Genomic DNA, 25,303 nt, shown 5'->3' on the forward strand with positions numbered 1-25,303 from the left:
GTCCGGGGGCGTACGCCAGTCGGCCCCGTGGAGGTCGCCGCCGGGTGCGGCGGCGGCCACCCTGGGAGGGCGCGGTACGGATCACCGTGGCCGGTACGGACCGGGCAGGAGAGCACAGGTGGGGCACCCCCTAGGAGCAGCGGGTCGCGGGCGGCGGGGCGGCGAGGGCCGCGGCCCGTACGGCGGGGCCCGGCGCTTCCTCCGCGCGCTGCCCCCGCTGATCATCGTGGGCGGTGTCGTCTTCGACGTGCTGACGCCGCCCGCGTACACCGCCGCGCCGCTCTTCTCCGCCGCCCCGCTGATCGCCGCGCCGTTCTTCTCGATGCTCACGACCCTGCTCACCGGGCTCGCCGCCGTCCTCGCCTCCGTCGGGCTCCACCTCTACAACGACACCGCGGCGGGCATCCCGGCCCTCACCGAGGCCCTCACCGTCGTCACCGTCTCCGCGCTCGCGCTCCTCATCAACCGGGTCGTGCGGCGCAGCGGCGAACGGCTGGCCTCCGCGCGGGTCATCGCGGAGACCGCGCAGAAGGCGGTGCTGCCGACGCCCGCCGAGCGGATCGACGGGCTGCAGTGCGCGGCCCGTTACGAGGCGGCGCAGGCCGACGCGTTCATCGGCGGCGACCTGTTCGCCGTGCAGGAGACCCCGCACGGGGTGCGGCTCGTCGTCGGGGACGTCCGGGGCAAGGGGATGGACGCGGTCGAGGCCGTCGCCGTGGTGATCGGGGCGTTCCGGGAGGCGGCCGAGCAGGAGCGGAGCCTGGAGGGGGTGGCGCAGCGGCTGGAGCGGGCGCTGACCCGGGAGGGGACCCGCAGGGACGGGCTCGACGCCTTCGAGGGGTTCACGACGGCCGTCCTGGCGGAGATCCCGCGCGTCCGCGAGGGCGGCGCCGGGACCGTACGGGTCGTCAACCGGGGCCATCCGCCACCGCTGTTGCTGTACGTGGACGGCAGCCTGGACGTGCTGGATCCGGCGGAGCCGGCGCTGCCGCTCGGCATGGGCGAGCTGGCGGCGTGGCCGGACCGGGCCGAGGAGCGGCCGTACCCGCCCGGCGCGACGCTGCTGTTCTACACGGACGGCCTCTCGGAGGCGCGGAACACGGCGGGCGTCTTCTACGACCCGGCGTCCCGCCTCGCCGGGCGCATCTTCCCGGGGCCCGAGGAGCTGCTCGACGCGCTCGTGGACGACGTACGGCTCCACACGGGCGGCGCGTCGACGGACGACATGGCGCTGCTCGCGCTGAGCCGGCCGGCGGCGGGGCAGCAGGAGAGGCGCAGGACGATGCCGGTGGTGCCGCCGGTGCCGCCGGACCGGACCGGTCACCAGGCGTAGTCGAGGAGTGTCACTCCGATAACAATTGACATAACGTCAGATCGTGGGGGTTTGGCGGCGCCTTTCTGAAGGGGGGTCAACTCGGGCGATTCCCGACCAATTCAATGAATGATCACCGGGAACAGCTTGGAATCGGACCCCCCTGTCTATTAACGTTCGATAACGCAGCGCGGTCGTCACAACCGTCGCAAGAGACGGCACCGTGCGCACGCGCCGAATCCTGAAAAGGAACCGGGGAACCACTACTTGGGGTGAATCGGGCCCTTCGCACCCGTGCGACCGTGCCCGTAGGAGACCTTCCTGCTCCGAACCCGTCAGCTAACCCGGTAGGCGAGAAGGAAGGAAAGGAGCGCGCCTCCGTGGCGTCCAACACTCCCGCACCCGAAGCCCCCTTCGATGCCTTCGGTGGTGGTGCGGGTCCTGCCGCTCCGGACACCGAGTGGAATCCCACCGAGGGCTCCCTCCGCGCCGAGAGCCGCTCCGGCGGCCGGCACCGGGTCGTCAAGCAGCGCTCCAACTTCGCCCGCTCCTCCACCGTCCTCGGCGTCGGCGTCATCGCGGCCGTCGGCGCGGGCGGCCTCGCCACCGCGCAGGAGAAGCCGCCGGTCGCGATATCGCTCCCCGACCTCCCGGACCTCGCCGACCTGAACCTCCCGGCCGCCGAGGACCTCCCCGGCGTCGGCGAGCTGTTCGCCGACGACGCCGACGAGCAGATCCGCGACACCATCGAGGCGACCGGCGGGAACGCGCACCCGCTCACCGCCGCCACGTACGTCACCCCGGCAGCCGACACGACGGCCGGGACCGGGACGACCGCCCGGACCGCCCAGGCCACGTACACCCCGCAGGCAGGGACGGCCACGGCCGCCGATGTCGCCGACGCCGGCGAGGTCCTCCGCGCCCGCATCCTCCAGCAGGCCGAGCAGCAGCAGGCCTCCGCCGACGCCGCCGAGAAGGCCGCAGCGGAGAAGGCGGCGGCCGAGAAGGCGGCGGCCGAGGCCGCGGCCAAGGCCGAAGCGGCGGAGAAGGCGGCCGCCGAGGCGAAGGCCAAGGCCGAAGCGGAGGCCAAGGCGAAGGCGGAGGCGGAAGCCAAGGCGGAGGCCGAGCGGAAGGCCGCGGCCGCCGAGGCCGAGCGCCTCGCCCAGCTCGCCGCCAGCTACTCGATGCCCCTCTCCTCGTACTCCCTCAGCGCCACCTACATGCAGTCCGGCTCGATGTGGTCCTCCGGCTACCACACCGGTCTCGACTTCGCCGCCCCCACGGGCACCCCGCTGAAGGCCGTCCACAGCGGCACCGTCAAGTCGGCGGGCTGGTCCGGCTCCTACGGCTACCGCGTCGTCCTGGAGATGGAGGACGGCACCGAGATCTGGTACGCCCACCTCTCCTCCATGACGGTCGCCGCGGGCCAGACCGTGACCACCGGCGAGACGATCGGCCGCGTCGGCGCCACCGGCAACGTCACCGGCGCCCACCTCCACATGGAGGTCCACACCTCGGGCGGCGACGGCATCGACCCGGCGGCCTGGCTCCGCTCCAAGGGCCTGCCGGTCTGAGGCCCTGAAGGCCTCGGGACGTCCCAAGCGGAATACGCCCGGTGGCGCGGAGGGTTGATCACCCCATGACTTCTCTCCGCACGCTGGGCTCTTCCGACCTGCACGTCTTCCCGCTCGCCCTGGGCGGCAACGTCTTCGGCTGGACCGCCGACGAGGCACAGTCCTTCGCCGTCCTCGACGCCTACGCCGCCGCCGGCGGAAACTTCGTCGACTCCGCGGACGTCTACTCCGCCTGGGCCGAGGGCAACGAAGGCGGCGAGTCCGAGACCGTCATCGGCCGCTGGCTCGCCTCCCGCGGCAACCGCGACGACATCGTCGTCGCCACCAAGGTCGGCGCCCACCCCCACTTCAAGGGGCTCTCCGCCACCACCATCAAGGCGGGCGCCGAGGAGTCGCTGCGCCGCCTCGGCACCGACCACATCGACCTGTACTACACGCACTTCGACGACGAGACCGTCCCCGTCGAGGAGATCGTCACCGCCCTCGACCAGCTCGTGAAGGACGGCAAGGTGCGCGCCGTCGCCGCCTCCAACATCTCCCCGGAGCGGCTGCGCGCCTCCCTCGACTTCGCGGAGGCCGAGGGCCTCGCCCGGTACGTCGCGCTCCAGCCGCACTACAACCTGGTCTCGCGCGACACCTACGAGGGCCCGCTCCTGGAGACCGTCGAGAGCGCCGGAATCGCCGCCGTCCCGTACTACGGTCTCGCCGCCGGCTTCCTCACGGGCAAGTACCGCCCCGGCGCCGAAGTCGACAGCGTCCGCGCCTCCGGGGCCGGCGGCCACCTGGACACCGAGCGGGGCCGGGCCGTGCTCTCCGCGCTCGACGCGGTCGCCGAGGCGCACGAGGCCGAGCTCGCCACCGTCGCCCTCGCCTGGCTCGCCTCCCGGCCGACCGTCGCCGCGCCGATCGCCTCCGCCCGTACGGTCGAGCAGCTCCCGGCCCTCGTCGCGTCCGCGGACCTCACCCTGACGGAGGCCGACCTGGCGCTCCTCACGGAGGCCTCGGCCACCGCCTAGCTTCGGTACGGGTTGTAGCCGCCGTAGTCCAGGTACTGCGGCGGCGCCCACACCCGGCCCGTCGCCCGCGCCGCGTACGTGAGCGCGGGGGAGGCGACCGCCCGGCGCTGCCAGAGGTGGTGCAGGAGCTCCTCCTCCCGGGCCGGGAAGTCGGGCCCGGCCGTACCGCGCCGGGCCCGGTCCCGGAGGAACGCGAGGGTCGTCGCGAAGGACTCGTACTCGCCGACGGCCTGCGCCGCCGGAGGACCGTACGTCCGGGCGGCGAAGGCGCGGGCCAGCTGGCGGGCGCGCATCGAGGAGAGCGCGAGCGGCTCGGCGGGGGAGAGCCAGCCGGCCGCCGCGTACGCCGGGAGCTCCCCGGATATCGTGCGCAGCTCGCGCTGCCGGCTCCACACCGCGAGCCAGGTCAGCAGACCGAAGGCGGGGACCATGAAGCCGCCGTACACGGCGTAGAAGGCCAGGGGGCCGCCGAAGGTGGCGGCGCCGTTCCAGGCGGCGTGCATGCCCATCGCGAGGAGCAGTCCGACGATCGGCAGCAGCACCCGCCGGAGCCGCTTCCCGCGCGGCGCGAGCGCGGCGAAGCCGAAGCCGATGCCGGTGAGCACGGTGAAGAGCGGATGCGCGAACGGCGACATCACGACCCGGACGAAGAACGTTCCGGCGGTCACCATCCCGATGCCGGTGGAGCCGACCTGCTGGTCCTCCCCGAAGGCGTTGCCGAGGTAGAGGATGTTCTCGGTGAAGGCGAAGCCGGTCGCCGTGAAACCGGCGACGACGACCCCGTCGACGAGCCCGCCGAAGTGCCGTCGGCGGAAGAGGAAGAGCAGCAGGATCGCGGCGGCCTTCGCGCTCTCCTCCACGACCGGCGCGATCACCGTGGCGCCGAGGGTGTCCGCCGAGTCCGGGTCGGCGGTGGCCGTCGCGATCCAGCGGACCGCGAAGGAGTTCGCCAGGATCGCGACGAGCGCGGCGGCGAAGGCGCCCCACGCGAAGGCGAAGAGCAGGTTCTTCCAGGGGCCAGGCTCGACCCGGTCGAGCCAGCGGAACGCGGCCATGAGCAGCGGTACGGGAAGCACCGCGAGGCCCAGGCCGACGAGGAAGCCCTGGGTGCCGGTCTGCTCGCGGACCAGCGCCAGGATGACCAGGGCGCAGAGCGCGAGCAGGGTGATCACGGCGACGGCCCGGACCAGCCGGCTGCGCCAGAAGGCGCGGCGCGGCCGGTAGCGCCACTGGGACCGGTCGGCGGCGACAGGGAAGGCCGGCTCTTCGGTGTCCCGGTGCGGGACGGGGGCGAGGACGGGGTTCGACACGTCAGCGACCCTAACGACCCGCACCGACACCGGGCGAAGGAGTAACGAACTCCCTGTCACTTCCTCCGGGTCACTTCCTCCGGAAAAGAAGGTCGTGCACGACGTGCCCCTTGTCCAGACCCTGACCCTCGAAGCGGGTGACGGGCCGGAAGTCCGGGCGGGGAGCGAAGCCGCCGTCCTCGCGGGTGTTCTCGAAGTCCGGATGCGCGGAGAGGACCTCCAGCATCTGCTCGGCGTACGACTCCCAGTCGGTGGCGCAGTGCAGGACGCCGCCGGGCTTGAGCCGGGTCGCGAGCAGGCTGAGGAACTCGGGCTGGATGAGCCGCCGCTTGTGGTGGCGGGCCTTGGGCCAGGGGTCGGGGAAGTAGACCCGGCAGCCGTCGAGGGAGTCGGTGACGAGCATCTCGCGGAGCAGGATGATCGCGTCGCCGTTGGCGACCCGGACGTTGGTCAGGCCGTTCCGGTCGGCGAGGCCCAGCAGATTGCCCTGGCCGGGGGTGTGGACGTCGACGGCGAGGATGCCGGTGCCGGGGTCGGCGGCGGCCATCTGCGCGGTCGCCTCGCCCATGCCGAAGCCGATCTCCAGGACGACCGGGAGCCCGTCGAACATCTCGCCCAGGTCGAGGACCCGCTTGCCGTCGATGTCGAGGCCCCAGTCGGGCCACCGCTTCAGCATGGCCTCGGCCTGCCCGTACGTGACACGGCTGCGGCGCGGCTGGAAGCTCCGGATCCGCCGCTCGTGATGAGCCCCGGCGGGATCGGGCAGGGGCCCCTCACCGGGGGCGAACATCCGACTGCCCCGCCGCGCGACGGGCTGGACGGGGTCGGCGACGGAACGCGGGCTGTTCTCTGGCTGCTCAGACACAATGCCCCAATCCTACGATCGCCCCACGACTACCGGGGTCCGCCGGGGGAGAGGGAAGGGTCGCGGACCCAGGTGCCGGTGGTGTCTGTGATGCCCCGCGGCGCGAAGCCGCCGCCGCGGGGGTCCGGGGGCGCAGCCCCCGGAGAAGAAGAACTCCCCCCTGCCCCCCACCAGCCCCCGGCAGGGTTTCGGGAAGGGGCGGGGTGGGGGAGACGAACCGCTCGGCACCCCCCACCCGCGGAGCTACAACCGCGCCAGCGCCCGCCGCGCCACCTCGCGCCCGATCGGCAGCGAAGCCGTCGCCGCCGGCGAAGGTGCGTTCAGCACGTGGACCGTCCGGGCCGCCTCCCGGATCAGGAAGTCGTCGACCAGCGTCCCGTCCCGCAGCACCGCCTGCGCCCGCACCCCCGGCGCCGCGCGCCGCAGGTCGGACTCCTCCACCACCGGCAGCAGTCTCCGTACGGCCTCCGTGAAGGCCCGCTTCGACACGGAGCGCCGCAGCTCACCCGCCCCGTACCGCCAGTGCTGGCGCGCTATCGCCCACGACCCGGGCCAGGCCAGCGTGGCGGCCAGTTCGCGCGGGTGGACGACGGACCAGCCGTATCCCTCCCGGGCGAGCGCAGGCACCGCGTTGGGCCCGATGTGGACGCCGCCGTCGATGCCCCGCGTCAGATGCACCCCGAGGAACGGGAACGCCGGGTCGGGGACCGGATAGACCAGACCCCGCACGAGCGAGGGGTCCGCCAGCTCGTAGTACTCCCCCCGGAAGGGGACGATCCGCATCCCCGGGTCGTCGCCCGCGAGCCGCGCGATCCGGTCGCAGTGCAGCCCCGCGCAGTTCACCAGGACCCGCGCCCGCACGACCCGCCCGTCCGCCGTCCGCACGGCGACACCCCACGGGCGCCGGTCGATCACGGTGACCTCGGCCCCGTACAGGATCCGCGCCTCCGAGAGCTCCGCGAGCCGCCCGGCGACCGCCGTGTAGTCGCAGATGCCGGTCGTGCCGACATGGATCGCGGCCAGCCCCCGCACCCGCGGCTCGTACTCGCTGATCTGCGCCGGGCCGAGCTCCCGCACCGGGATGCCGTTCTCCCTGCCGCGCTGCACGAGCGCGTGCAGCCGGGGCAGCTCGTCGCGCGAGGTGGCGACGACGAGCTTCCCCGTCACCTCGTACGGAATGCCCCACTCCGCGCAGAACTTGACCATTTCGGCCGCGCCCTCGACCGCGAACCGCGCCTTGAGCGAGCCGGGCCGGTAGTAGATCCCGCTGTGGATCACCCCGCTGTTGCGCCCGGTCTGGTGCCGCGCGGGGGCATGCTCCTTCTCCAGGACGGTGACCCGGGTGCCGGGCGCGGCACGCGTCAGCGCGTACGCCGTCGACAGACCGACGATCCCGCCGCCGATCACCAGCACGTCACAGTCAAACACCGGCGCCACCTGTCACCTCCCACCCCCGATAGTGCACTGGCCCACTGACAATCCCGCGAAACCTCACGGGACCGCACGAGACGCAGGTCACGCGGATCCGGGCGGCGCCGGGCCGCAGTCGCAGTCGTACGGCTCCGGCTCCGGCTCCGGACACGGCGACCGGACCTCACACCGGCGCGACGAGCAGCGGCCGGGCCCGCTCCCTCAGCTCCACGACGCGCGGCTCGTCCCCGTACGGCTCCAGCCGGTGCAGCAGATCCCGTACGTACTCGGTCGTCCGCGCCGAGGAGATCCGCCCCGCCACCTCCACCGCGCGCGTGCCCGCCGCGCAGGCCGCGTCCAGATTGCCCGACTCCAGCTCGGCGACGGCGGAGACGACGAGCCGCAGTCCGTGCGAGCGGACGAACTCCTCGGTCGGCCGGGACAGCGCCTGCTCGGTGAAGCGGCGCACCTCGCGGGGCGCCTTCAGGTCCCGGTAGCACTCGGCGGCGTCGGCGCAGAACCGGTCGTACGAGTAGAAGCCCAGCCACGTCGGGTCGGCGTCGCCCGCCCGGGACCGCTCCAGCCACCCCTCGGCGGCCTTCAGCGCGGCCGCCGCGGCCGGCCCGTCGCCGGCCTTGGCGTGCGCGCGGGCCTCGACGAGCCGGAAGAAGGACATGGTGCGGGCGGTGGCGAGCCCCCGGTTCCGTTCGAGCGCGGCCTGGGCGAGGTCGACGCCCTCGTCGGCGAAGCCCCGGTAGGTGGCCTGGAGGGACATGGAGGCGAGGACGTAGCCGCCGAGGGGCACGTCGGCGGCGGCGCGGGCGAGCCGCAGGGCCTGGATGTAGTAGCGCTGGGCGGCCTCCTGCTGGCCGGTGTCGAAGGCCATCCAGCCGGCCAGGCGCGTGAGCTCGGCGGTCGCCCCGAAGAGGGCGCGGCCGACCTCGTCCGAGTACGAGCCGAGCAGCAGCGGCGCCGCGTCCACGCGTAAGCACTCGGGCACCATCGACGAACGCCAGTCCCCGCCGCCGTACTTGGAGTCCCAGCGGCGCGCGTCCTCGGCGGCCTCACGGAGCTTGGCGACGTCGCTGTGGCCCACGCGCACGTGCTCCGCGGCGACCGCGGCGGCGGAGCCCGGGTCCAACCCGCCGGACCCGGACCCGGACCCGGAGCCAGTCCCGGACCCGGAGCCAGTACCTGACCCGGTCCCGGAGCCGGGGCCGCCGCCGGGGCGGGGCGCCTCGCGCTCCACCGACGGGTCGGCGGGGGTTATCAGCCAGCGGGAGGCGGGCGTCGCGTACGCGCTCACGGCGAAGGAGCCGGCCAGCGACTGCCAGATGCCGCCACCGCCGGCCCGCCGCCCGGCGAGATCCAGCCGGTACAGGTCGGTGGCCGAGCGGACCGCCTCGCCCACGTCACGCGGGAAGGCGAGCCCCACCTCGGGCGCCGGGTCGGCGTCCGCGAGCCCGATCTCGTGCAGCGGCACGGGCCGGCCGAGCTTCTGGCCGATCGCGGCGGCGATCAGGTGCGGCGCGGCGCCCTGCGGCACCATGCCCTTCGACACCCACCGGGCGACCGACGTCTTGTCGTAACGAAGCGTCAGTCCCCGTTGTGCGCCGAGGTCGTTGACGCGCCGGGCGAGCCCGGCGTTGCTGATTCCCGCGAGGGCGAGAACCGTGCCGAGCTTTTCGTTCGGCCCGCGTTGCTCCCTGGACATCACGCCACCCCTCGACAACCCAGACGGCCGCCACGACGCCGGGCATAGGCGTGCGGCATTCGTAAACACAGCGTAGTTCGCCGCATCCCTACCGTTAAGGGGCGGTGTTCCGTATGGCGAGATTGTTGTGTGACCGGTCGGCGGAAGGGGGTGCCCGCCCGCCCCGTGCTCCCGCCGTGTGGCCGTGCGCCCGGCCGTGCGCTCTCGTCCGGGTGGCGGGGGGAGCGCTTCCATGGACGGTGCGTGGGTCGGCCCGCTCGGCCGGGAACGGTGTCCCGGACCAGTGGGCTGGGGGACACCGCCGCTCAGCTCCCCGCGGGCGGCGGACGGCGCCGGGAGGCGGGAGCGCCTCCCGGGCTGCCGGTGACGCATGAGGACGGGGGGCGAGCCGGGCGGACGCCCGGACCCCCGGACGCCCCTCCGACCCTCCGGGGAGGGTCGATATTTGGCCGAATGACGCCGGTACCCAACTGGCCCATGCCAGGGGCGCATTCACCTTTCGCACGCGTGCACCCGGACTCCGCCCCGTGCGCCGTTGTCGTGGCAGCATGGCCTCCACCGAAACGGACGTGGAGGCGCCGATGCGATGGCTGGTGGGCTGGAGCAGCGTCGCCGCGAGCTTCGCAACGACCGCGGGGGGCCGGGCGGGAGCGGTGAACGGCGGCTACGACTCCACGGCGGGGTACGACCCGGGCTACGGCACGGGCCATGCCCCGGGGGCTGACAGGCACACGGTGCACACCGTGCAACCGGTGGGCGCGCAACTCCTCTGGGGCGACCCCGATCCGCTGTGGGCGGTCGGCGACTGGCGCCCCGACGAGGTGCGGGTGGTGGCCGTCGACGACCACACCCGCCTCGCCGTGCTCGGCTGCTGCGCCGCCACCGACGAGGAGCTGCGGGTCGGCCTGCTCACCGCGCGCGGGGGCGCACTGCGGCATCTGACGGCGTGGCCCGGCAGTTACACCGTCGTCGTCAAGGCCGGCCGCCGCGTCACCGTCACCGGTGATCTCGCGGGCGCCCGGCCGGTGTTCCACACTCCGTGGGCCGGCGGCACCGCCTACGCGACCGCCGCCCTGCCGCTCGCCGACCTCGTCGAGGCCCAGCTCGACATCGGCCACCTCGGCGCCCTGCTCGCCTGCCCCGAGACCCCTGAGGCGCTCCGCGACTCCACCCCGTACGAAGGGGTGCGGCGGGTGCCGCCCGGCCACGCGCTGATCCTGCGGGAGGGCTCGCGGGAGATCGCCGGGTACGAGGCGGTGGCCTCGCTCGCGGTCGCGGCGCCCGAGTCCGACGCCCGGCAGGCCGTCGAAGGGGTGCGGGACGCGCTGGTCGAGGCCGTACGGGCCCGGCTCACCGCGCCCCGGCACGCGCCCGAGGCCCCGCTGCCCGACCCGGGCCCGGTCCCCGGGATGGGGCCCGCCGACCGGCGCGCGGCCCGGGGCGGCGGCCCGGCGCCCGGCATCGGCGCCGACCTGTCCGGCGGCAGCGCCTCCGGCACGCTCGCCCTCCTCGCGGCGGGGCTGCCGGGGCGGCCGGGCACGATCCTCGGCCACGGGGCGGGCGCGGGGGAGCGGCTGCTCGCGGTCACCTTCAACGACCTGGCGACCCGGACCGGCGCGGACCGGGAGGACGAGCTGAAACGGGCCGGGGAGCTCGCGGCCGACCCGCGCCTGCACCACGTGGTCGTCGCGGCCGGCGAGGATGCGCTCCCGTACGCCGCCCTCGACGGGCCGCTCACCGACGAACCGGGCCCCGCGCTCGTCACCGCGGAACGCCACCGCAGGCGCCTCGCGGGCGGCAGCGCCGACCACTTCACGGGGATGGGCGCCAAGCAGGTCCTGGACGCGCACCCGGCGCGCCTCGCCGACCTCCTGATGGACCGCAGGCGCCGCTCGCTGGTGCGCCCGGTGGCGGCGCTCGCCAAGGCGTCGGGTGCGTCGGCGGGCGCGCTCCTGGTGCCGCTGACCGTGTACAGGGCGGCGCGGAGGCTGGCCCGTACCCCGTACCGCACCGGTCTGGAGGCGGCGGCCCGCCGCGTCCAGGAGGCGAACCGCACGCCCCCCGACGGCTTCGGCCCCCTGGAGGCCTCGCTCTCCGCCCTCACCTGGTCGCGTCCGGGGCCGGCGGCGCGCTGGATGACGGGGGAGGCACTGGCTGAAGTATCGGTTCGCCTGAACCGTGCGGCGACCCTGCCGGCCTCCGTCCAGCGCCCGGGCGAAGCACGCGCGCGTGCCGCCCTCGCCCGCGCGGCGGCCGACCACCGGGTCCTGGAGCAGGCCGCCGAGATCCGCGGCCAGCGCCTCCACGCCCCGTTCCTCGACAACCAGGTGGTACGGGCCTGCCGCGGCCTCCCCGAATCACTCAGGGTCCAGCCGGACGCCCGGGCGACCATCCTGCGCACGGTCCTCGCGGGCGCCGGAGTCCACGACCTCCCCCCGGGCTGGGGCGCCCCCCACCCGGCGGTCCCGCCCGCCGCCACCCGCGCGGGCCTGCGCGCCGCCCTCCCCCACCTCCTGGCCCTCTTCGACGCCCCGCTCCTCGCGGACGCGGGCCTGATCGAGGCCCGCGTCGTCCGCGAGGCCCTGCGCGCGGCGGCCGACGGCGCCCCGATCCCCCTGGACGGCCTCGCCGACCTGGTCTCCACCGAACTCTGGCTCCACCGCCTCCTCGCCCGCCGAGGCTCCTGCTGGACGAACACCACGGAACCCCGCGCCCACCGAGCGGTCCAGGGCCCCCTGATCCCGGCATCGCGGTCACTGCCGGCGTGAGGCTGGGCCGCGGCCTTCGGATGAAACGTCACAGCACGCTTGTTCGAGTGAACGACTCCCTGATCTGCCGGCACGTTGGGCCTACGCTGAGAACGTCTCACCGAGCGAAGGAGGTCTGCCATGGCGATGGCGCCGCCGGCACCGGAGGATGCGTTCTCCGAGGGCATGCCCGACCGTGAGGGCGCGAGTGTGCAGGAGACCTTCGAGCTGTTCAGCGCAATGGCCCCGAAGGGCTGGCGCGTGGAGCTGATCGAAGGGGAGATCTGCGTGGTACCTCCGGCCAATGGTGAGCACGAGGCGATCGTGACCGAAGTAGTCGAACAGGTCATCGCCCGTCGTGTCGACAAGGAACTGCGCAACTTCACAGGCATCGGCCTGCACGTTCCCGGAGCCACGGACACCGCGCGGGTCATTCCCGACCTCGTGATCGCCCCGAAGGGCAGCTTCGACGACCAGCACGAGTGGCACGTCCCCGACGCCGTCCTTCTCGTTGCCGAGGTGACCTCTACTTCCACCGCGAGCCGCGATCGCGTCCAGAAGATCCGGGCCTACGCCCGGGCAGGCATCCCCGTCTACCTCCTGATCGACCGCGAGGCCGGCGAGACCGTTGTGTGCTCCGAGCCTTCCGGGGACGACTTCGGCCACAAGTCCATCCACAAGCTGGGGGCAGTCGTCCCGCTTCCCTACCCGCTCGGCTTCGAGCTCGACACCTCGGAGTTCTGACCGTCGCGCCCTCAGGGTCCCACCCGGGTAAACCCCGAGGCGTACCCGTACGCCACCGGACACAATGAGCCGGTGCGGTATCTCATCCTCGGGACCACCGAGGCCCTCGACCCCCGCGGCACCCCCCTTCCCCTCGGCGGCGCCCGCCTGCGCGCGCTTCTCGCCGCGCTCGCGCTGCGCGGTGGACGGGCCGCCTCCACCTCCGAGCTCGCCGACGACGTGTACGGGGACGACCCGCCGCAGGACGCGCCCGCCGCCCTCCAGGCCCTCGTCGGCCGCCTCCGCCGGGTCCTCGGCGCGGAGGCCGTCGCCTCGACCCCCGGCCCCGGCTACCGGCTCGTCGCCGGTCCCGACGACATCGACCTGTACGTGTTCGAGCGCCGCGTCAGGGACGCCGGAGCCCGCCTCGACGCCGACGACCCCGAGACCGCCGCCGCCCTCCTCCGGGAGGCCCTCGCCCTCTTCCGCGGCCCCGCCCTCGCCGACCTCCCCGAACCGGCGGGCGTCCGGCCCGAGGCCCAGCGGCTCGCGGCCCTGCGCCGCCGCGTCGAGGCCGACCTGCGCCGGGGCGCCACCGACGGACTCGTACCCGAGCTGACCGAGCTCACCACCACGTACCCGTACGACGAGGCCTTCCACGCCCACCTCATCCGCGCCCTGCGGGCCGAGGGCCGCCACGCCGACGCCCTCGCCGCGTACGACTCGGCCCGCCGCGCCCTCGCGGACGCCCTCGGCGCCGACCCGGGCCCCGAACTCGCCGCCCTCCACCGCGAACTCCTCACGTACGCCCCGGAGCCCGCGCCCGCGTCGGAGCCCGAGCCCAAGTCGGATCCCGCGCCCGCGTCCGAGGCCGATCCCGCGTCCGAGACGCCACACGCCCCCGGCAACATCCGCCCCCGCCTCACCTCCTTCGTCGGCCGCGAGCCCGAGATCGCCGCGCTCCAGGGCGACCTGACCCACTCCCGCCTCGTGACCCTCACCGGCCCGGGCGGCTCCGGCAAGACCCGCCTCGCCGAAGTGACCGCGCTGCGCGCCGCGGGCCCCGCCGCCTGGATCGCCGAGCTCGCCCCGCTCGACGACCCCGAGGCGCTCCCCGGCGCCGTGCTCTCCGCGCTCCGCCTCCGCGAGATCAACCTGCTCAACCGCGACGGCCTGCCCCTCCAGGACGACCCGACCGCCCACCTCGTGGAGCACCTCGCCCGCCGCCCGTTCCTTCTCGTCCTCGACAACTGCGAGCACGTGATCGACGCGGCCGCCGCCCTCGCCGAGACCCTCCTCACCCACTGCCCGCAGCTCCGCATCCTCGCCACCAGCCGCGAACCCCTCGGCGTCCCCGGCGAATCGGTCCGCCCCGTCGAGCCCCTCCCGCCGGACCCGGCCCACCGCCTCTTCGCCGAGCGCGCCCGCGCCGTACGCCCCTCCTTCGACCCCACCGCGGACGCCGCCACCGTCGACGAGATCTGCCGCCGCCTCGACGGCCTGCCGCTCGCCATCGAACTGGCCGCCGCCCGCCTCCGGCTGCTCTCCCCGCGCCAGATCGCCGACCGTCTCGACGACCGGTTCCGGCTCCTCACCTCCGGCTCCCGCACGGTCCTCCCCCGCCAGCAGACCCTCCGCGCCGTCGTCGACTGGTCCTGGGACCTGCTCGAACCCGCCGAGCGCACCCTGCTCCGCCAGGTCTCCGTCTTCGCCGGCGGCTGGGACCTCGCCGCTGCCGAGGCACTGGCCCCCGGCGCGGCCGACACCCTCGGCGCGCTCGTCGACAAGTCGCTGGTCGTGGCCACGCCCACCGACGAGGGCGAGATGCGCTACCGCCTCCTGGAGACCATCCACGAGTACGCCGTCGAGCGCGCCACCGAGACCCCCGAGCTCCTCGCCGCCACCGCCGCCGCCCACACCGCCCACTTCACGGCCCTCGCCGAGGAGGCCGAGCCCAAGCTGCGGTCCGGGGAGCAGCTGCCCTGGATCGACCGGATCGAGCGGGACCTCGACAACATCCGCGCCGCGCTGCACCGCGTCCTCCTCACCGCCCCCGACGAGGCCGCCGCCCACCGTCTCGTCTTCGCCATGGGCTGGTTCTGGTGGCTGCGCAACTACCGCCCCGAGGGCCTGGCATGGGTCGAGCGCGCGCTCGACCTCGGCGAGGACCCCGCCGACCCGACCGCCCCCGCCGACCCGACCGCCCCCGCCGCCCCGACCGACCCGACCGACCCGACCGCCCCGGCCGACCCCCGGTACTGGCCTCGCATGCACCTCCGCATGCTCCATTTCTTCCTCGCCGTCGAGAACCACACGGCCGCCCAGTTCCGCGACGATCCCGACACCGTCGCCCTGGTCGCCCGGGTGCGCGCCGCGTTCGGCTCCGAGCCCGGCCCCGAGGCCGCCCGCTTCCCGGGCCTGCTGTGGCCGTTCACGGCGTACCTCACCGAGGAGCCGGTGCGCATCCGCGCCCTCCTCGACGCCTCCGTCGCCAACTGCCGCCGCCACGGTGGCGACTGGGAGGTCGGCGTCAGCCTGATGTTCCGTACGCACCTGGTCGTCGACATGCCCGGCGGCCTGTCCGACGGCATGTCCGGCGTCGACGAGGACCTGGCGGAACTCCGCATCCTCTCCCGCCGCGTCGGCGACCGCTGGATGGGCGCCCAGATCGCGAGCGCCGCGGCCGAGGCGAACATGATGCGCGGCCGCCACGAAGCCGCGGGGGAGGCGTACGAGGAGGCCCTCCGGCTGGCCCGCGAGGTCGGCGCCCACGCCGAGACCCCGTTCCTCATCGCCCGGCTCGCCGAACTCTCCTACCGCGCCGGTGACATGGAGACCGCCCGGAAGGGGCTCGACGAGGCCTCGCGGGAGGCCGAGCGCTACCACGTGCGGGACACCCAGGTGTTCGTGTGCTTCCTGGGCGCCGCCATCGCCTTCCACCTCGGCGACATCGCGGCGGCCCGCGCCCGGTTGGAGACGGCGGGCGGCCTGGTCGACACCGGTCCCGCACCGCCGCACTTCGCGGCCGTGATGGCCGGGCTCGCCGCCCGCGTCGAGGCGTACGAGGGCGGGGGCGCCGCCGCCGTGGCCGCCGCCGCCGACGCGCTGCGCGCCGCGCGGGACGCCCAGTGCGCGGACCTCATCGTGGCGGCGCTCGCCGAGGGGCTCGCGGTCACGCTGGCCGAGGCGGACGAGACGGCCCTCGCGATGACGGTGCTGGCCGCCGTCGACTCCTGGCGCGGCGGGCTGCCCCGGTCGGTCCCGGAGCTGAAGGAGCTCGAGGAGGTGACGGCGCGGTCGCTCGCCGTCCTCGGCGCGTCCGGCCTCGCCGCCGCCCGCGCCACCGGCGCGGGCCTCGCCCTCGACGACGTCCTGGCCCTCGTCGACGCCTACATCAGTACGAGTCCGGAGCGGCCGGAGCGACCGGAGCCGCCGGAGCCGCCGGGGCGGCCCGGGCGGGTCAGGAGCAGCTGATCCGGGACTGCGCCCAGTCGGCGACCGCGGCCCGGCCGAAGGGCGTGTGCTCCTCGACCACGAGCCGGATCGTGGAGCGGCCCGCGATGTCGACGTGCACCGGGACCGGCGGGTCGCCCGCCCGGACCACGTCGGAGCGCCAGAGCCGTTCGCCGTCCCCGTAGACGGAGAAGCGGACGCCGCCCTGGCCGAACAGGGCGCTCATGTCGTCGATGCCGACGACCGCGTCGTAACTCGTGCACTGCCGGTTGAGGTTGATGAGCAGCGAGGACGGCGCGTGCACGCTGACCCCGTGGGCGTACGAGGTGTCGCTGATCGAGAGGCCGTTGCGCGGCCACATCCAGCTGCTGTCGGAGAGGGACACCTCGGGCTTGGTGCCGTCGCCGAAGATCCCGTACTCCAGCTCGTCGACCTGGTAGACGGCGGCCGGAGCGGGCGGCGGCGGGGTGGGGGTCGGCTTCGGGGAGGGCTTCTCGGAGCTGGGCGTCGGCTTCGGCGTCGGGGTGGGCGTGGGCGTCGGCTCGGGACTCGGCGTCGGCGTCGCCGAGGGCGTGGGTGTGGGCGTCGGCGTGGGGCTCGGCTGCGGAGAGGGCTTCTCCGGGCTGGGTGTGGGTGTGGGTGTGGGTGTGGGCGTCGGGGTCGGCTTCGGCGTGGGCTTCGGCGGATCGGACGGTACGGGCGGAGGCGGCGGTTCGGGCGTCGGCGTCGGCTTCGCCGGGGGAGCGGGCTCCTCCGGGACGACGGGGGTGACGACCGGCTGCGGGGGCTTGGGCGCGGCGACGGGCTGCGGGTCCCCGGCCATGGCCCAGACGAGCCCGGCGGCCGCGGCGACGGCCAGTCCGGCCGCGATGCCGGCCTTCGCGGGCATGCCGAGCCCCTCGCCGACGGCACCACCCGAACCCGCGCCCCCGGAAGCGCCCCCGGAAGCGCCCCCGGCCGCGCCTGCGGCACCCCCGGTCGCGCCTCCCGCCGCGCCCCCGGAAGCACCCGAGGCCGCGGCCGCCGCGCCCGCGCCGGCGGCGCCGACGGCACCGCCCGCGACGACACCGGCGGCCTTGAGCGAGTACCCGGCGGCGAACCAGCCGATGACGGCGATCGGCAGCAGCGCGGGGATCCCGGCGTTCACATGGGCCAGCTCACCGGCGGCGAGCCGGCACTTCGCGCACTCCTCCAGGTGCTTGCGCAGCCCGCGCTCGGCCCGCATCCGCAGCCCGCCGCGCGCGTAGGCGCCGAGCCGGTCCGCGTACCGGGCGCAGTCGCCGCCCGAGGTGAGGGACTGGCTGACGTGGGCCTGGAGATAGGCCTGCTTGAGGCCCTCGCGGGCCCGGCTGGCGAGCACGGCCGTGGCGTTGGCGGTCAGCCCGAAGAGGGGGGCGACGTCGCTCGGCGACTCCTCCTCGACGGTGGTGTGCCACAGCACGGCCTGCCAGCGCTCGGGCAGCGAGCGGAAGGCCTGCATGGCGAGCGACTGCTCGGCCTCGTGCATGGCCCGTACGTCGGCGCCGAGGTCCATGGTGTCTTGATCGGAGACATCGGAGGAGCGGGAGGCGTCCGCCGCGAACACGGCGAAGTCCTCGACGAGGTGCTCCCGCTTCTGCGTCCTGGCCCAGTTCGCCGCGACCCGCCGGACGGTGGTCATGAGGTAGGCGCGCACGGCCTGTTCGGGCCCGGCCCCGCCGCGTACGGCCTGGAGGGTGCGGGCGAAGACCTCGGCGGTGAGGTCGTCGGCGGTGTGCGCGTCGCGGCAGCAGGTACGCGCGTACCGGCGGACGGCCTCGGAGTGGCGCCGGAACAGCTCCTCGTACGCGGAGTCGTCGCCGTCGCGCATGAGCTGGACGAGTTCGGCGTCGGAGGGCGGCAGTTCGACGGCCGGCGGAAGGACCCCCTCGGCCTCGTCGCCCAGCCCGTCCCCGTCCCCGTTGTGGTCCGCCGCGGCGTGGGTCGCCCCCGCGACGACCCCGGCCCCGGCACCCGACGCGGCACCCGTCTTGCCCTCACGCTGCTGCGGGACGCTCGCCTCGACCGTCCCGGCCGCGCTCGCCGGCGCACCCGGCGCCCCGCTCGCGGGCCCACCGGAGAGACTTCCCGGGCCGCCCTGGCTCGGCACCTGCCGGGGAGGCGGACCTCCGGTCTCCGCGGCGCCGCCGCTGCCCAGCGGATCGTCCCGACCGTCACCGCTCATCGCGGAAGCCCCCGTACGCACGCCCAGACCAGAACACCGGCCAAGACTGCCACAGAGCGCGGGCACGCCGAAGCGCCGCGTCCACTTACCACTCGTCCGGGGCGACTTCCTGTATCCGGGCGTAACCGCTCACACGTTCGTGTGATGCTCATTGGTCCGCCCGGACCACAAAAGAACTTCTCGCTACGGGTCTCCTACCGGGAACTCCCTACCGGGAACTCCTACCGGGAGCGCAGCCCCTCAAGAAGGATGTCGAGGAGCCGCGTCGAGGCAGCCGCCTGCTGCGCCGCGTCCGGCAGGGCCGGAGCCGCCGTGGCGATGACGAGCAGCACGTCGGCCACGGTCACGTCGGTCCGCAGCTCACCCGCCTCACGCGCCCGGTCGACGAGCCGGCCGACGACGTCGAGCAGCTCCGCCGCCCCCGCGTCGTCCCGCTCCTCCGCCGGCACCGCGCGCGGCGCGACCACCCGCGTGTCGGGATCGGCGACGCCCCGCTGGGACGGCACCCGGGCCGCGTCCTCACCGGCGTCGGCGACGAGCGGCCCCGCGGGGTCGTCCACGCCCACCCGCAGCACCTGCGGCGGCAGCAGCCGCCCGGCACCCGAGGCCACCGAGGTCCGCAGGAACCGGGAGAGCGCCGACCACGGCTCGTCCTCCTGGCCCAGCGCGGCCCGCGCCTGCTCGGTCAGCCGGGAGGTCTCCTCCTCGGCTATCCGCCGCACCAGCACGTCCTTGCTGGGGAAGCGCCGGTAGACCGTGCCCACGCCGACCCGGGCGCGGCGCGCCACGTCCTCCATCGGCGCCCCGTAACCGAGCTCGCCGAAGACCTCGCGCGCGGCGCGCAGCACGTGCTCCAGATTGCGCTGGGCGTCCACCCGCAGCGGCGCGGATCTGCCGCCCGCCAACGGGGACAGCGCCCCGGCACCCTGGCCGTCGTCGGCGGTCGCCGTCCCGACGACCGACTGCCACCGTGAATCCTGAATCTGCATAAGCGTTCCCCCGCTCATGATGTCTCCCCCCGGAGACTCCCCGCCCTGACACGGGGCTTCCGGCCCGTGAGCGCCTCGGTCCACGCGCTCCCGTCCCACCCCGATGAAGTACGAACATAGTTGAGTCCGGGTCAATTCAGAAGGGGGAGTTCCGTACGGTCCGCCCCCCGATCGGAGCAAGGCCCGGAAGACTCCCGATTCCGACCCCACGGCACACCCGTCACACCCACGGTGACCTGCACCGTTGACCCCGCACCCCGCTCGCGCGCCACCCCGCGCCTCCGTACCCCGCCGGTCACACAATTTGTCGAGCCTGTGGACAAACAACGGACGGCGTTGCGTCATGGGACAGTGACCGAACCTGCGCGCATTCTCGTGGTCGGCGGTGGATACGTCGGCATGTACACCGCGCTGCGCCTCCAGCGGCAGCTCAGGGCCGAGCTCAGAGCCGGCACCGTCGAGATCGTGGTGGTCACCCCCGATCCGTACATGACGTACCAGCCGTTCCTGCCCGAGGCCGCGGCCGGCTCCATCTCCCCGCGCCATGTCGTCGTCCCCCTCCGCCGGGTCCTCGACCGCTGCCGGATCCTCATCGGCGAGGTCGGCTCGATCGACCACGCCAAGCGGACGGCGTCGCTCTCCACCCTCGCCACCGAGGAGGAGGGCACCGGCGGCATCGAGCTCACCTACGACGAGCTGGTCCTCGCCCCCGGCTCCGTCTCCCGCACCCTCCCGGTCCCCGGCCTCGCCGACCACGGCATCGGCTTCAAGACCGTCGAGGAGGCCATCGGCCTGCGCAACCACGTCATCGAACAGATGGACATCGCGTCCTCCACCCGTGACCCCGGGCTCCGCGACGCCGCCCTCACCTTCGTCTTCGTCGGCGGCGGCTACGCGGGCGTGGAGGCCCTCGCCGAGCTGGAGGACATGGCCCGCTACACGTCGCGGTACTACCACAACGTCAAGCCCGAGGACCTGAAATGGGTCCTCGTCGAGGCCTCGGACCGGATCCTCCCCGAGGTGGGCGCGGAGATGGGCAAGTACGCCATCCGCGAGCTCCGCGGCCGCAACATCGACGTCCGCCTGGAGACCCGCCTCGAATCCTGCGAGGACCGGGTCGCCGTCCTCAGCGACGGCACCCGCCTGCCCACCCGGACCGTCGTCTGGACCGCCGGCGTGAAGCCCGCCCCCGTCCTCGCCGCCACCGACCTGCCCCTGAACGAACGCGGCCGGCTCCGCTGCACCGCCCACCTCGCCGTCGAAGGCGTCGAGCACGCCTGGGCGGCGGGCGACGCGGCCGCCGTCCCCGACGTCACCTCCGGAGAACCCGGCAAGGAATGCGCCCCCAACGCCCAGCACGCCGTCCGTCAGGCCAAGGTCCTCGCGGAGAACATCGCCGCCTCCCTGAGCGGCCGCCCGCTCACGGAGTACGCGCACGCGTACGTGGGGTCCGTCGCCTCCCTCGGCCTCCACAAGGGAGTGGCCCACGTCTACGGACGTAAACTCAAGGGCTACCCGGCCTGGTTCATGCACCGCGCCTACCACCTCAGCCGGGTCCCCACCTTCAACCGCAAGGCCCGCGTCCTCGCCGAATGGACCCTTTCCGGCCTGTTCAAGCGGGAAATCGTCTCTCTCGGCTCGCTGGAACACCCGCGTGCCGAATTCGAACTCGCCGCCGCACCGCCACCCGACCACGGCGACAAGCCGTCGTCCTGACATCACTGTCAGTGCACTCGTCCACACTGGACGTGTGACCATAGGTGGGCTCACACCTGCACAGCGTGACTCTGCACGGCACCGACACCACGAGGCATACAGATCCGTGAACTTCACCCGTTGGAGCGCCCGGCTCCCCGGCACGCAGCGCCGCGCGGCGCGGGGGACCGAAGGCTCCGTGCCCGCCGCCCGCGGTGAGTACGGGCAGCAGCTGGAGCACCCCGGCAGCGAGACCGCCGAGGCCGACATCGCCGCCGACGCACCCGCCCTGGAGGACTTCGCCGTACGGGAGCTCCTCGGCCGCCTCCCCGGCCTGGTCGCCCTCGTGTACGGCCCGGACCACCGCATCGCCTACGTCAACGACGCCTACGCCGCCGCCTTCGGACCCCGCCCCGCGGGCGCCACCGTCGCCGACACCTGCCCCGAGGCCGAGGACCTCGGCCTGCTGCCCCTCATGGACCAGGTCCTGCGCAGCGGCAAGCCCCGCACGGTCAAGTCCCGCCGCACCCAGGACGGCGGCTCGTACACGGTCACGTGCCTGCCCGTCGACAGCCCCCACATCGACGGCGGAGTCCTCGTCCACGCCGCCGACGTCACCGACCACGCCGAGGCCGCCGAGCGGCTCCGCGCCAGCGAGCGCCGCCACCGCGAGACCGCCGTCACCCTCCAGCGCTCCCTGCTCCCGCAGGAGCTGGAGCAGCCCGACGACCTGCGGATCGCCGCCACCTACCAGCCCGGCGGCACGGACGCGGCCGTCGGCGGCGACTGGTACGACGTGATCACCCTCGGCGCGGGCCGCACCGCGCTCGTCATCGGCGACGTGATGGGCCGCGGCGTGCGCGCCGCCGCCGTCATGGGCCAGCTCCGCACCGCTGTCCGGGCCTACGCCCGCCTGGACCTGCCCCCGCACGAGGTGCTCCAGCTCCTCGACGGCCTCGCCGCCGAGATCGACGCCAGCCAGATCGCCACCTGCGTCTACGCGATCCACGACCCCAGCGAAGGCAAGCTGGTGTACGCGTCGGCCGGCCATCTCCCGATCCTCGTACGGGACGAGGACGGCACCGTGCGCCGCGCCGAAGACCCCACGGGCCCGCCCCTCGGCACCGGCGGCTGGCTGCACGCCTCGGGCTCCATCGCCCTCCCGCCCGGCTCGACCGCCGTCCTCTACACCGACGGCCTGGTCGAGCGCCGCCGCGAGGACATCGACGAGGGCGTCGCCGCCCTGGCCCGCGCCCTCTCCGGCGCGAGCGGCACCCCGCAGGTCGTCTGCGACCGGCTGCTCCGCGCCCTGGGCGTCACCGCCGAGCACGACGACGACGTGGCCGTCCTCGTCGTCCAGCACCCCGCCCGCGAGGGCTCCGACGCCGAGCTCTTCCACAACGCCGCCCTGGAGCTCCTCGGCGGGGTGGAGGCCGCACCCCGCGCGCGTGCCTTCGCCTCCGGCGTCCTGTCGAGCTGGCGCTTCCCGGTCGAGCTCCGCGACCTGGGAGTCCTCGCCACCAGCGAGCTCGTGGCGAACTCCCTCCAGCACGGCACCCCGCCGATGCGGCTGCGCCTCCGCCGCACGGACCGCCGCCTGATCATCGAGGTCACGGACGGGGACGACCACCTGCCCCGCCGCCGCAGGGCGGAAACGGAAGACGAGGCGGGTCGCGGTATCTCGATCATCGCGACGATCGCCTCGTCCTGGGGGAGCCGCCGCACACCCGGCGGCGGCAAAGCGGTCTGGTGCGAGTTCGCCCTGCCGAACAAGCCCGGCAAGAGCGAGAAGAACTAGGCCGAGGCCTCGACCTTCCGCCCGCTCTGCTCGCTCGGCTGGTGCCGCGCCACGACCTTCGACGGCTTGGCGCCGGCGAGCGACGGCTGGTTCTGCTCGGGGGTCAGCTGTCGGCCGAGCCGGACCGCGAGGAACGTGATGCCGAGCGAGAAGAGCACGAACGTCACGATGTACGGACCGTGCAGCGCGGCCCCCATGGGCCCGCCCACGGCCGGACCGACGGCGAGCGCGAGCTGCTTGACCAGCGCGAAGGCCGAGTTGTACTGCCCGACCATCGACTCCGGCGCCAGATCGGCCACCAGCGGCGCCACGGTCGGCGACAGCATCGCCTCACCGAGCCCGAAGAGCGCGTACGTGGAGATGAACGCCGCGGTCGCCATGGTCTGGCTGCCGTGCCCGAGCCCCGCGTACCCGGCGATCAGCCACGCCACGGTCCAGATCAGACCGACGGCCGCGATCACCCGGGTCCGCTTCCGGCGCTCGACGAACTTCAGCACCAGGAACTGGGCGGCCACGATGACCGCCGTGTTGGCGGCCAGCGCGATACCGAGCGTCGACGGCTCGATCCCGGCGGCCTCGGTGCCATAAGCGGCGAGACCCGACTCGAACTGTCCGTAACAGGCGAAGAAGAGGACGAAGCCGAGGACGCACAGCTGCACCATCGCCTTGTGCCCGAGCAGCGCGCGGACACCGCCGCCCTTGCCGCCCTCGGCGGGACGGGTGCCCCGGAACGCGGGCGAGCCCGGCATCCGGACGGTCCCGACGACCGCGCCGAGCACGAGGAACATCGCCGCCTCGATCGAGAACAGCAGGATGAAGCTGCCCGGCCGGCTCGTGTCGACGAGCAGGCCGCCGATCAGACCACCGACACCGAGGCCGAGGTTCTGCAGGAAGAACTGCATGGCGAAGGCCCGGGTCCGGCCCACCGGCTCCGAGCACCAGACGATCATCGTGGCGAGCGCCGGCTGGAGCACCGCCGTACCGGCGCCGAGCAGCGCCGCGGCCCCCACGGCCGCCGGCACGCTGGACGCGAAGCCCATCGCCACCGCACCCACGGCCGCGACGACCGAGGCCACGACGAGCACCGGCACGGGCCCGCGCCGGTCGATGGTCCGCCCGCTGAAGGGCAGCACCACGAGTGCGGCCATGGCGAAGACGGCGAGAACGATGCCCGCGGTCGCCGCGCCCAGATCCCGCACCTGGGCGACGTACACATAGAGGTACGGCACGGTGAAGCCGAGTCCGAACGCGCTCAGCGCGCTGCCTGCCTGAATACGGCGCATCGCAGCGCCCCTCGCCTTGGTCACACTCACCCACTTCGGTCGCAGGTTCAGAGGTGTAGCTCTGAACCTTGAAGACTTAACTCCTAAAGTTAACTCCTTAACAGTACACACCGAAGGACTTCAACGCCAACGAGGTCCGTGGGATACTCGCCGTATGTCCGACACCCCCGAGCGACCCGGCCCGCAGGCCCCGCAGGAGCCGAGCCTCGACGAGCAGATCGCGGCCTACCAGCGCGAGTACCGCGACCTCGACCCCCAGGTCGAGAAGGTCGTCTCCGCCCTCGGCCGGCTGAACCGCCGGATGAACGTGGCGTACGGTCGCCAGCTCTCCGACCTCGGCATCAGCAACGCCGAGTGGGAGGTCCTCAAGACCCTCGTCCTCGCCGGAGCGCCCTACCGCCTCGGCCCGGGCGAGCTCGCCAAGCGACTGGGACTCACCCCGGCCGCGATGACCCACCGCATCGACCGCATGGCGGGCGAGGGCCTGGTCACCCGCGACCGCGACGAGAACAACCGGGTGCGCGTGATCGTCGAGCTCACGGACGAGGGCCGCTCGAAGTGGCTGGAGGCCATGCGCATGGCCACGGACTTCGAGGAGGAGCTCCTCCAGGACCTCACGGCAGAAGAGAGGGGAGTCCTCGGCGAGGTCCTCATCCGTCTCCTGCGCCGTGTGGAACTCACCCAGCCGGACGCCGGCGGCCGCCTGACGGACCTGGACTGAACCACCCGCCACGGTCACCGGCCGGGGGTTGACACGCCCCCACCGGCTCCGTAATGTTCTCCGAGTTGTCACGGAGCCGGAACGGTTCTTCGACGACCACTCACGCCGCTGATGCGGCACCTCTTCTCAGCACGATCTCCCCACCGGGATGAATTTCGGCTGCCGAAATTCAATTCGAAAGACTCGATTATGAGTCGCCGGGGAAAATCCGCTAGAGTTTGAGACGTCGGAACGGCCCAACAGCCGGAAAGACAAACCCCGCTGACTGGGGGTCAGACGCCGAAAGGATCTGATAGAGTCGGAAACGCCGGAAGGGCCTGACGCGAAAGCGAAACGGACCGGAAAGCACCGAGGAAATCGGATCGGAAAGATCTGATAAGCTTCGGAACGAAGGGAAGCCCGGAGGAAAGCCCGAGAGGGTGAGTACAAAGGAAGCGTCCGTTCCTTGAGAACTCAACAGCGTGCCAAAAATCAACGCCAGATTAGTTGA

The 25,303-nt window shown here is 73.9% G+C and carries 17 protein-coding genes and 1 riboswitch; of the genes, 9 read left to right on the forward strand and 8 right to left on the reverse strand.

Annotated elements, in window-relative coordinates:
* The first annotated feature begins 118 nt into the window (after positions 1 to 118).
* The 3 genes from ACZ6K0_RS21630 to ACZ6K0_RS21640 all read left to right on the forward strand — a co-directional run bounded on the left by ACZ6K0_RS21630 (position 119) and on the right by ACZ6K0_RS21640 (position 3,902).
* Entirely contained in the window at positions 119 to 1,333 is a 1,215-nt protein-coding gene (locus ACZ6K0_RS21630) for a PP2C family protein-serine/threonine phosphatase (RefSeq protein ID WP_376398368.1), read from the forward strand.
* Between the two features lie 201 nt (positions 1,334 to 1,534).
* A riboswitch (cyclic di-AMP (ydaO/yuaA leader) is annotated at positions 1,535 to 1,681 on the forward strand.
* 11 nt (positions 1,682 to 1,692) lie between these two features.
* Entirely contained in the window at positions 1,693 to 2,886 is a 1,194-nt protein-coding gene (locus ACZ6K0_RS21635; protein WP_376398371.1) for a M23 family metallopeptidase, read from the forward strand.
* Positions 2,887 to 2,951: 65 nt separating this feature from the next.
* Positions 2,952 to 3,902, forward strand: coding sequence for an aldo/keto reductase (locus tag ACZ6K0_RS21640; RefSeq protein WP_469231460.1), 951 nt, complete (start codon positions 2,952 to 2,954; stop codon positions 3,900 to 3,902).
* On the opposite strand, the gene ACZ6K0_RS21645 is transcribed toward ACZ6K0_RS21640, so the two are convergent.
* The 4 genes from ACZ6K0_RS21645 to ACZ6K0_RS21660 form a co-directional block, all read right to left on the reverse strand.
* Positions 3,899 to 5,212 carry a PrsW family intramembrane metalloprotease gene (locus ACZ6K0_RS21645; protein WP_376398377.1) on the reverse strand — a complete coding sequence of 438 codons (1,314 nt, stop codon included), beginning with the start codon at positions 5,210 to 5,212 and terminating at the stop codon, positions 3,899 to 3,901. The genes ACZ6K0_RS21640 and ACZ6K0_RS21645 overlap by 4 nt on opposite strands.
* Positions 5,213 to 5,282: 70 nt before the next feature.
* The gene (gene trmB / locus ACZ6K0_RS21650; RefSeq protein ID WP_362252644.1) at positions 5,283 to 6,002 is read right to left on the reverse strand and encodes a tRNA (guanosine(46)-N7)-methyltransferase TrmB; all 720 of its coding nucleotides are present in this window, start codon (positions 6,000 to 6,002) and stop codon (positions 5,283 to 5,285) included.
* 318 nt (positions 6,003 to 6,320) lie between these two features.
* A complete protein-coding gene (gene lhgO, locus ACZ6K0_RS21655) occupies positions 6,321 to 7,505 on the reverse strand; it encodes an L-2-hydroxyglutarate oxidase (RefSeq protein WP_376398380.1) in 1,185 nt (394 codons plus the stop codon).
* Positions 7,506 to 7,671: 166 nt separating this feature from the next.
* Positions 7,672 to 9,201, reverse strand: a complete 1,530-nt coding sequence (locus ACZ6K0_RS21660) for an MFS transporter (protein WP_469231461.1) — start codon at positions 9,199 to 9,201, stop codon at positions 7,672 to 7,674.
* 581 nt (positions 9,202 to 9,782) lie between these two features.
* On the opposite strand from ACZ6K0_RS21660, the gene ACZ6K0_RS21665 reads away from it, so the two are divergent.
* From ACZ6K0_RS21665 to ACZ6K0_RS21675, 3 genes are all read left to right on the forward strand, one after another.
* Complete coding sequence (locus ACZ6K0_RS21665; RefSeq protein WP_469231505.1) at positions 9,783 to 11,969, forward strand: asparagine synthase-related protein; 2,187 nt, start codon at positions 9,783 to 9,785, stop codon at positions 11,967 to 11,969.
* Between the two features lie 126 nt (positions 11,970 to 12,095).
* Positions 12,096 to 12,692, forward strand: a complete 597-nt coding sequence (locus ACZ6K0_RS21670; RefSeq protein WP_469231507.1) for a Uma2 family endonuclease — start codon at positions 12,096 to 12,098, stop codon at positions 12,690 to 12,692.
* Positions 12,693 to 12,764: 72 nt separating this feature from the next.
* On the forward strand, positions 12,765 to 16,145 hold the full coding sequence (locus ACZ6K0_RS21675) for an ATP-binding protein (RefSeq protein WP_469231463.1): 3,381 nt from the start codon (positions 12,765 to 12,767) through the stop codon (positions 16,143 to 16,145).
* Here the strand turns inward: ACZ6K0_RS21675 and ACZ6K0_RS21680 are convergent.
* Together ACZ6K0_RS21680 and ACZ6K0_RS21685 are read right to left on the reverse strand one after the other, a co-directional pair.
* The gene (locus tag ACZ6K0_RS21680; RefSeq protein WP_469231465.1) at positions 16,132 to 18,327 is read right to left on the reverse strand and encodes a sigma-70 family RNA polymerase sigma factor; all 2,196 of its coding nucleotides are present in this window, start codon (positions 18,325 to 18,327) and stop codon (positions 16,132 to 16,134) included. The two genes, ACZ6K0_RS21675 and ACZ6K0_RS21680, sit on opposite strands and share 14 nt — an antisense overlap.
* 221 nt (positions 18,328 to 18,548) lie before the next feature.
* Positions 18,549 to 19,316 carry a TetR/AcrR family transcriptional regulator gene (locus tag ACZ6K0_RS21685; protein WP_376398390.1) on the reverse strand — a complete coding sequence of 256 codons (768 nt, stop codon included), beginning with the start codon at positions 19,314 to 19,316 and terminating at the stop codon, positions 18,549 to 18,551.
* Between the two features lie 351 nt (positions 19,317 to 19,667).
* Between ACZ6K0_RS21685 and ACZ6K0_RS21690 the strand changes: the two genes are divergently transcribed.
* Both ACZ6K0_RS21690 and ACZ6K0_RS21695 read left to right on the forward strand, forming a co-directional pair.
* Positions 19,668 to 21,032, forward strand: coding sequence for an NAD(P)/FAD-dependent oxidoreductase (locus ACZ6K0_RS21690; protein ID WP_469231468.1), 1,365 nt, complete (start codon positions 19,668 to 19,670; stop codon positions 21,030 to 21,032).
* Positions 21,033 to 21,138: 106 nt separating this feature from the next.
* A complete protein-coding gene (locus ACZ6K0_RS21695; RefSeq protein ID WP_376398397.1) occupies positions 21,139 to 22,809 on the forward strand; it encodes an ATP-binding SpoIIE family protein phosphatase in 1,671 nt (556 codons plus the stop codon).
* On the opposite strand, the gene ACZ6K0_RS21700 is transcribed toward ACZ6K0_RS21695, so the two are convergent.
* Positions 22,806 to 24,092: an MFS transporter gene (locus ACZ6K0_RS21700; protein ID WP_469231469.1), complete on the reverse strand. Its 1,287-nt coding sequence runs from the start codon at positions 24,090 to 24,092 to the stop codon at positions 22,806 to 22,808. The two genes, ACZ6K0_RS21695 and ACZ6K0_RS21700, sit on opposite strands and share 4 nt — an antisense overlap.
* A gap of 154 nt (positions 24,093 to 24,246) precedes the next feature.
* Here ACZ6K0_RS21700 and ACZ6K0_RS21705 point away from each other — a divergent pair, with 154 nt between their 5' ends.
* Positions 24,247 to 24,813: a MarR family winged helix-turn-helix transcriptional regulator gene (locus ACZ6K0_RS21705; protein ID WP_376398402.1), complete on the forward strand. Its 567-nt coding sequence runs from the start codon at positions 24,247 to 24,249 to the stop codon at positions 24,811 to 24,813.
* A gap of 211 nt (positions 24,814 to 25,024) precedes the next feature.
* On the opposite strand, the gene ACZ6K0_RS21710 is transcribed toward ACZ6K0_RS21705, so the two are convergent.
* Positions 25,025 to 25,303 (reverse strand): hypothetical protein (locus ACZ6K0_RS21710; RefSeq protein ID WP_469576685.1); only part of this gene is annotated, 279 nt, incomplete at its 5' end.

Source organism: Streptomyces sp. NPDC042346 (assembly GCF_055581845.1).

Coding starts and splice junctions, on each gene's coding strand:
- ACZ6K0_RS21640 (WP_469231460.1), top strand. CDS start 2,952: ATGACTTCTCTCCGCACGCTGGGCTCTTCCGACCTGCACGTCTTCCCG.
- trmB (WP_362252644.1), bottom strand. CDS start 6,002: ATGTTCGCCCCCGGTGAGGGGCCCCTGCCCGATCCCGCCGGGGCTCAT.
- ACZ6K0_RS21660 (WP_469231461.1), bottom strand. CDS start 9,201: ATGTCCAGGGAGCAACGCGGGCCGAACGAAAAGCTCGGCACGGTTCTC.
- ACZ6K0_RS21665 (WP_469231505.1), top strand. CDS start 9,783: ATGCGATGGCTGGTGGGCTGGAGCAGCGTCGCCGCGAGCTTCGCAACG.
- ACZ6K0_RS21670 (WP_469231507.1), top strand. CDS start 12,096: ATGGCGCCGCCGGCACCGGAGGATGCGTTCTCCGAGGGCATGCCCGAC.
- ACZ6K0_RS21680 (WP_469231465.1), bottom strand. CDS start 18,327: ATGAGCGGTGACGGTCGGGACGATCCGCTGGGCAGCGGCGGCGCCGCG.
- ACZ6K0_RS21685 (WP_376398390.1), bottom strand. CDS start 19,316: ATGCAGATTCAGGATTCACGGTGGCAGTCGGTCGTCGGGACGGCGACC.
- ACZ6K0_RS21700 (WP_469231469.1), bottom strand. CDS start 24,092: ATGCGCCGTATTCAGGCAGGCAGCGCGCTGAGCGCGTTCGGACTCGGC.
- ACZ6K0_RS21705 (WP_376398402.1), top strand. CDS start 24,247: ATGTCCGACACCCCCGAGCGACCCGGCCCGCAGGCCCCGCAGGAGCCG.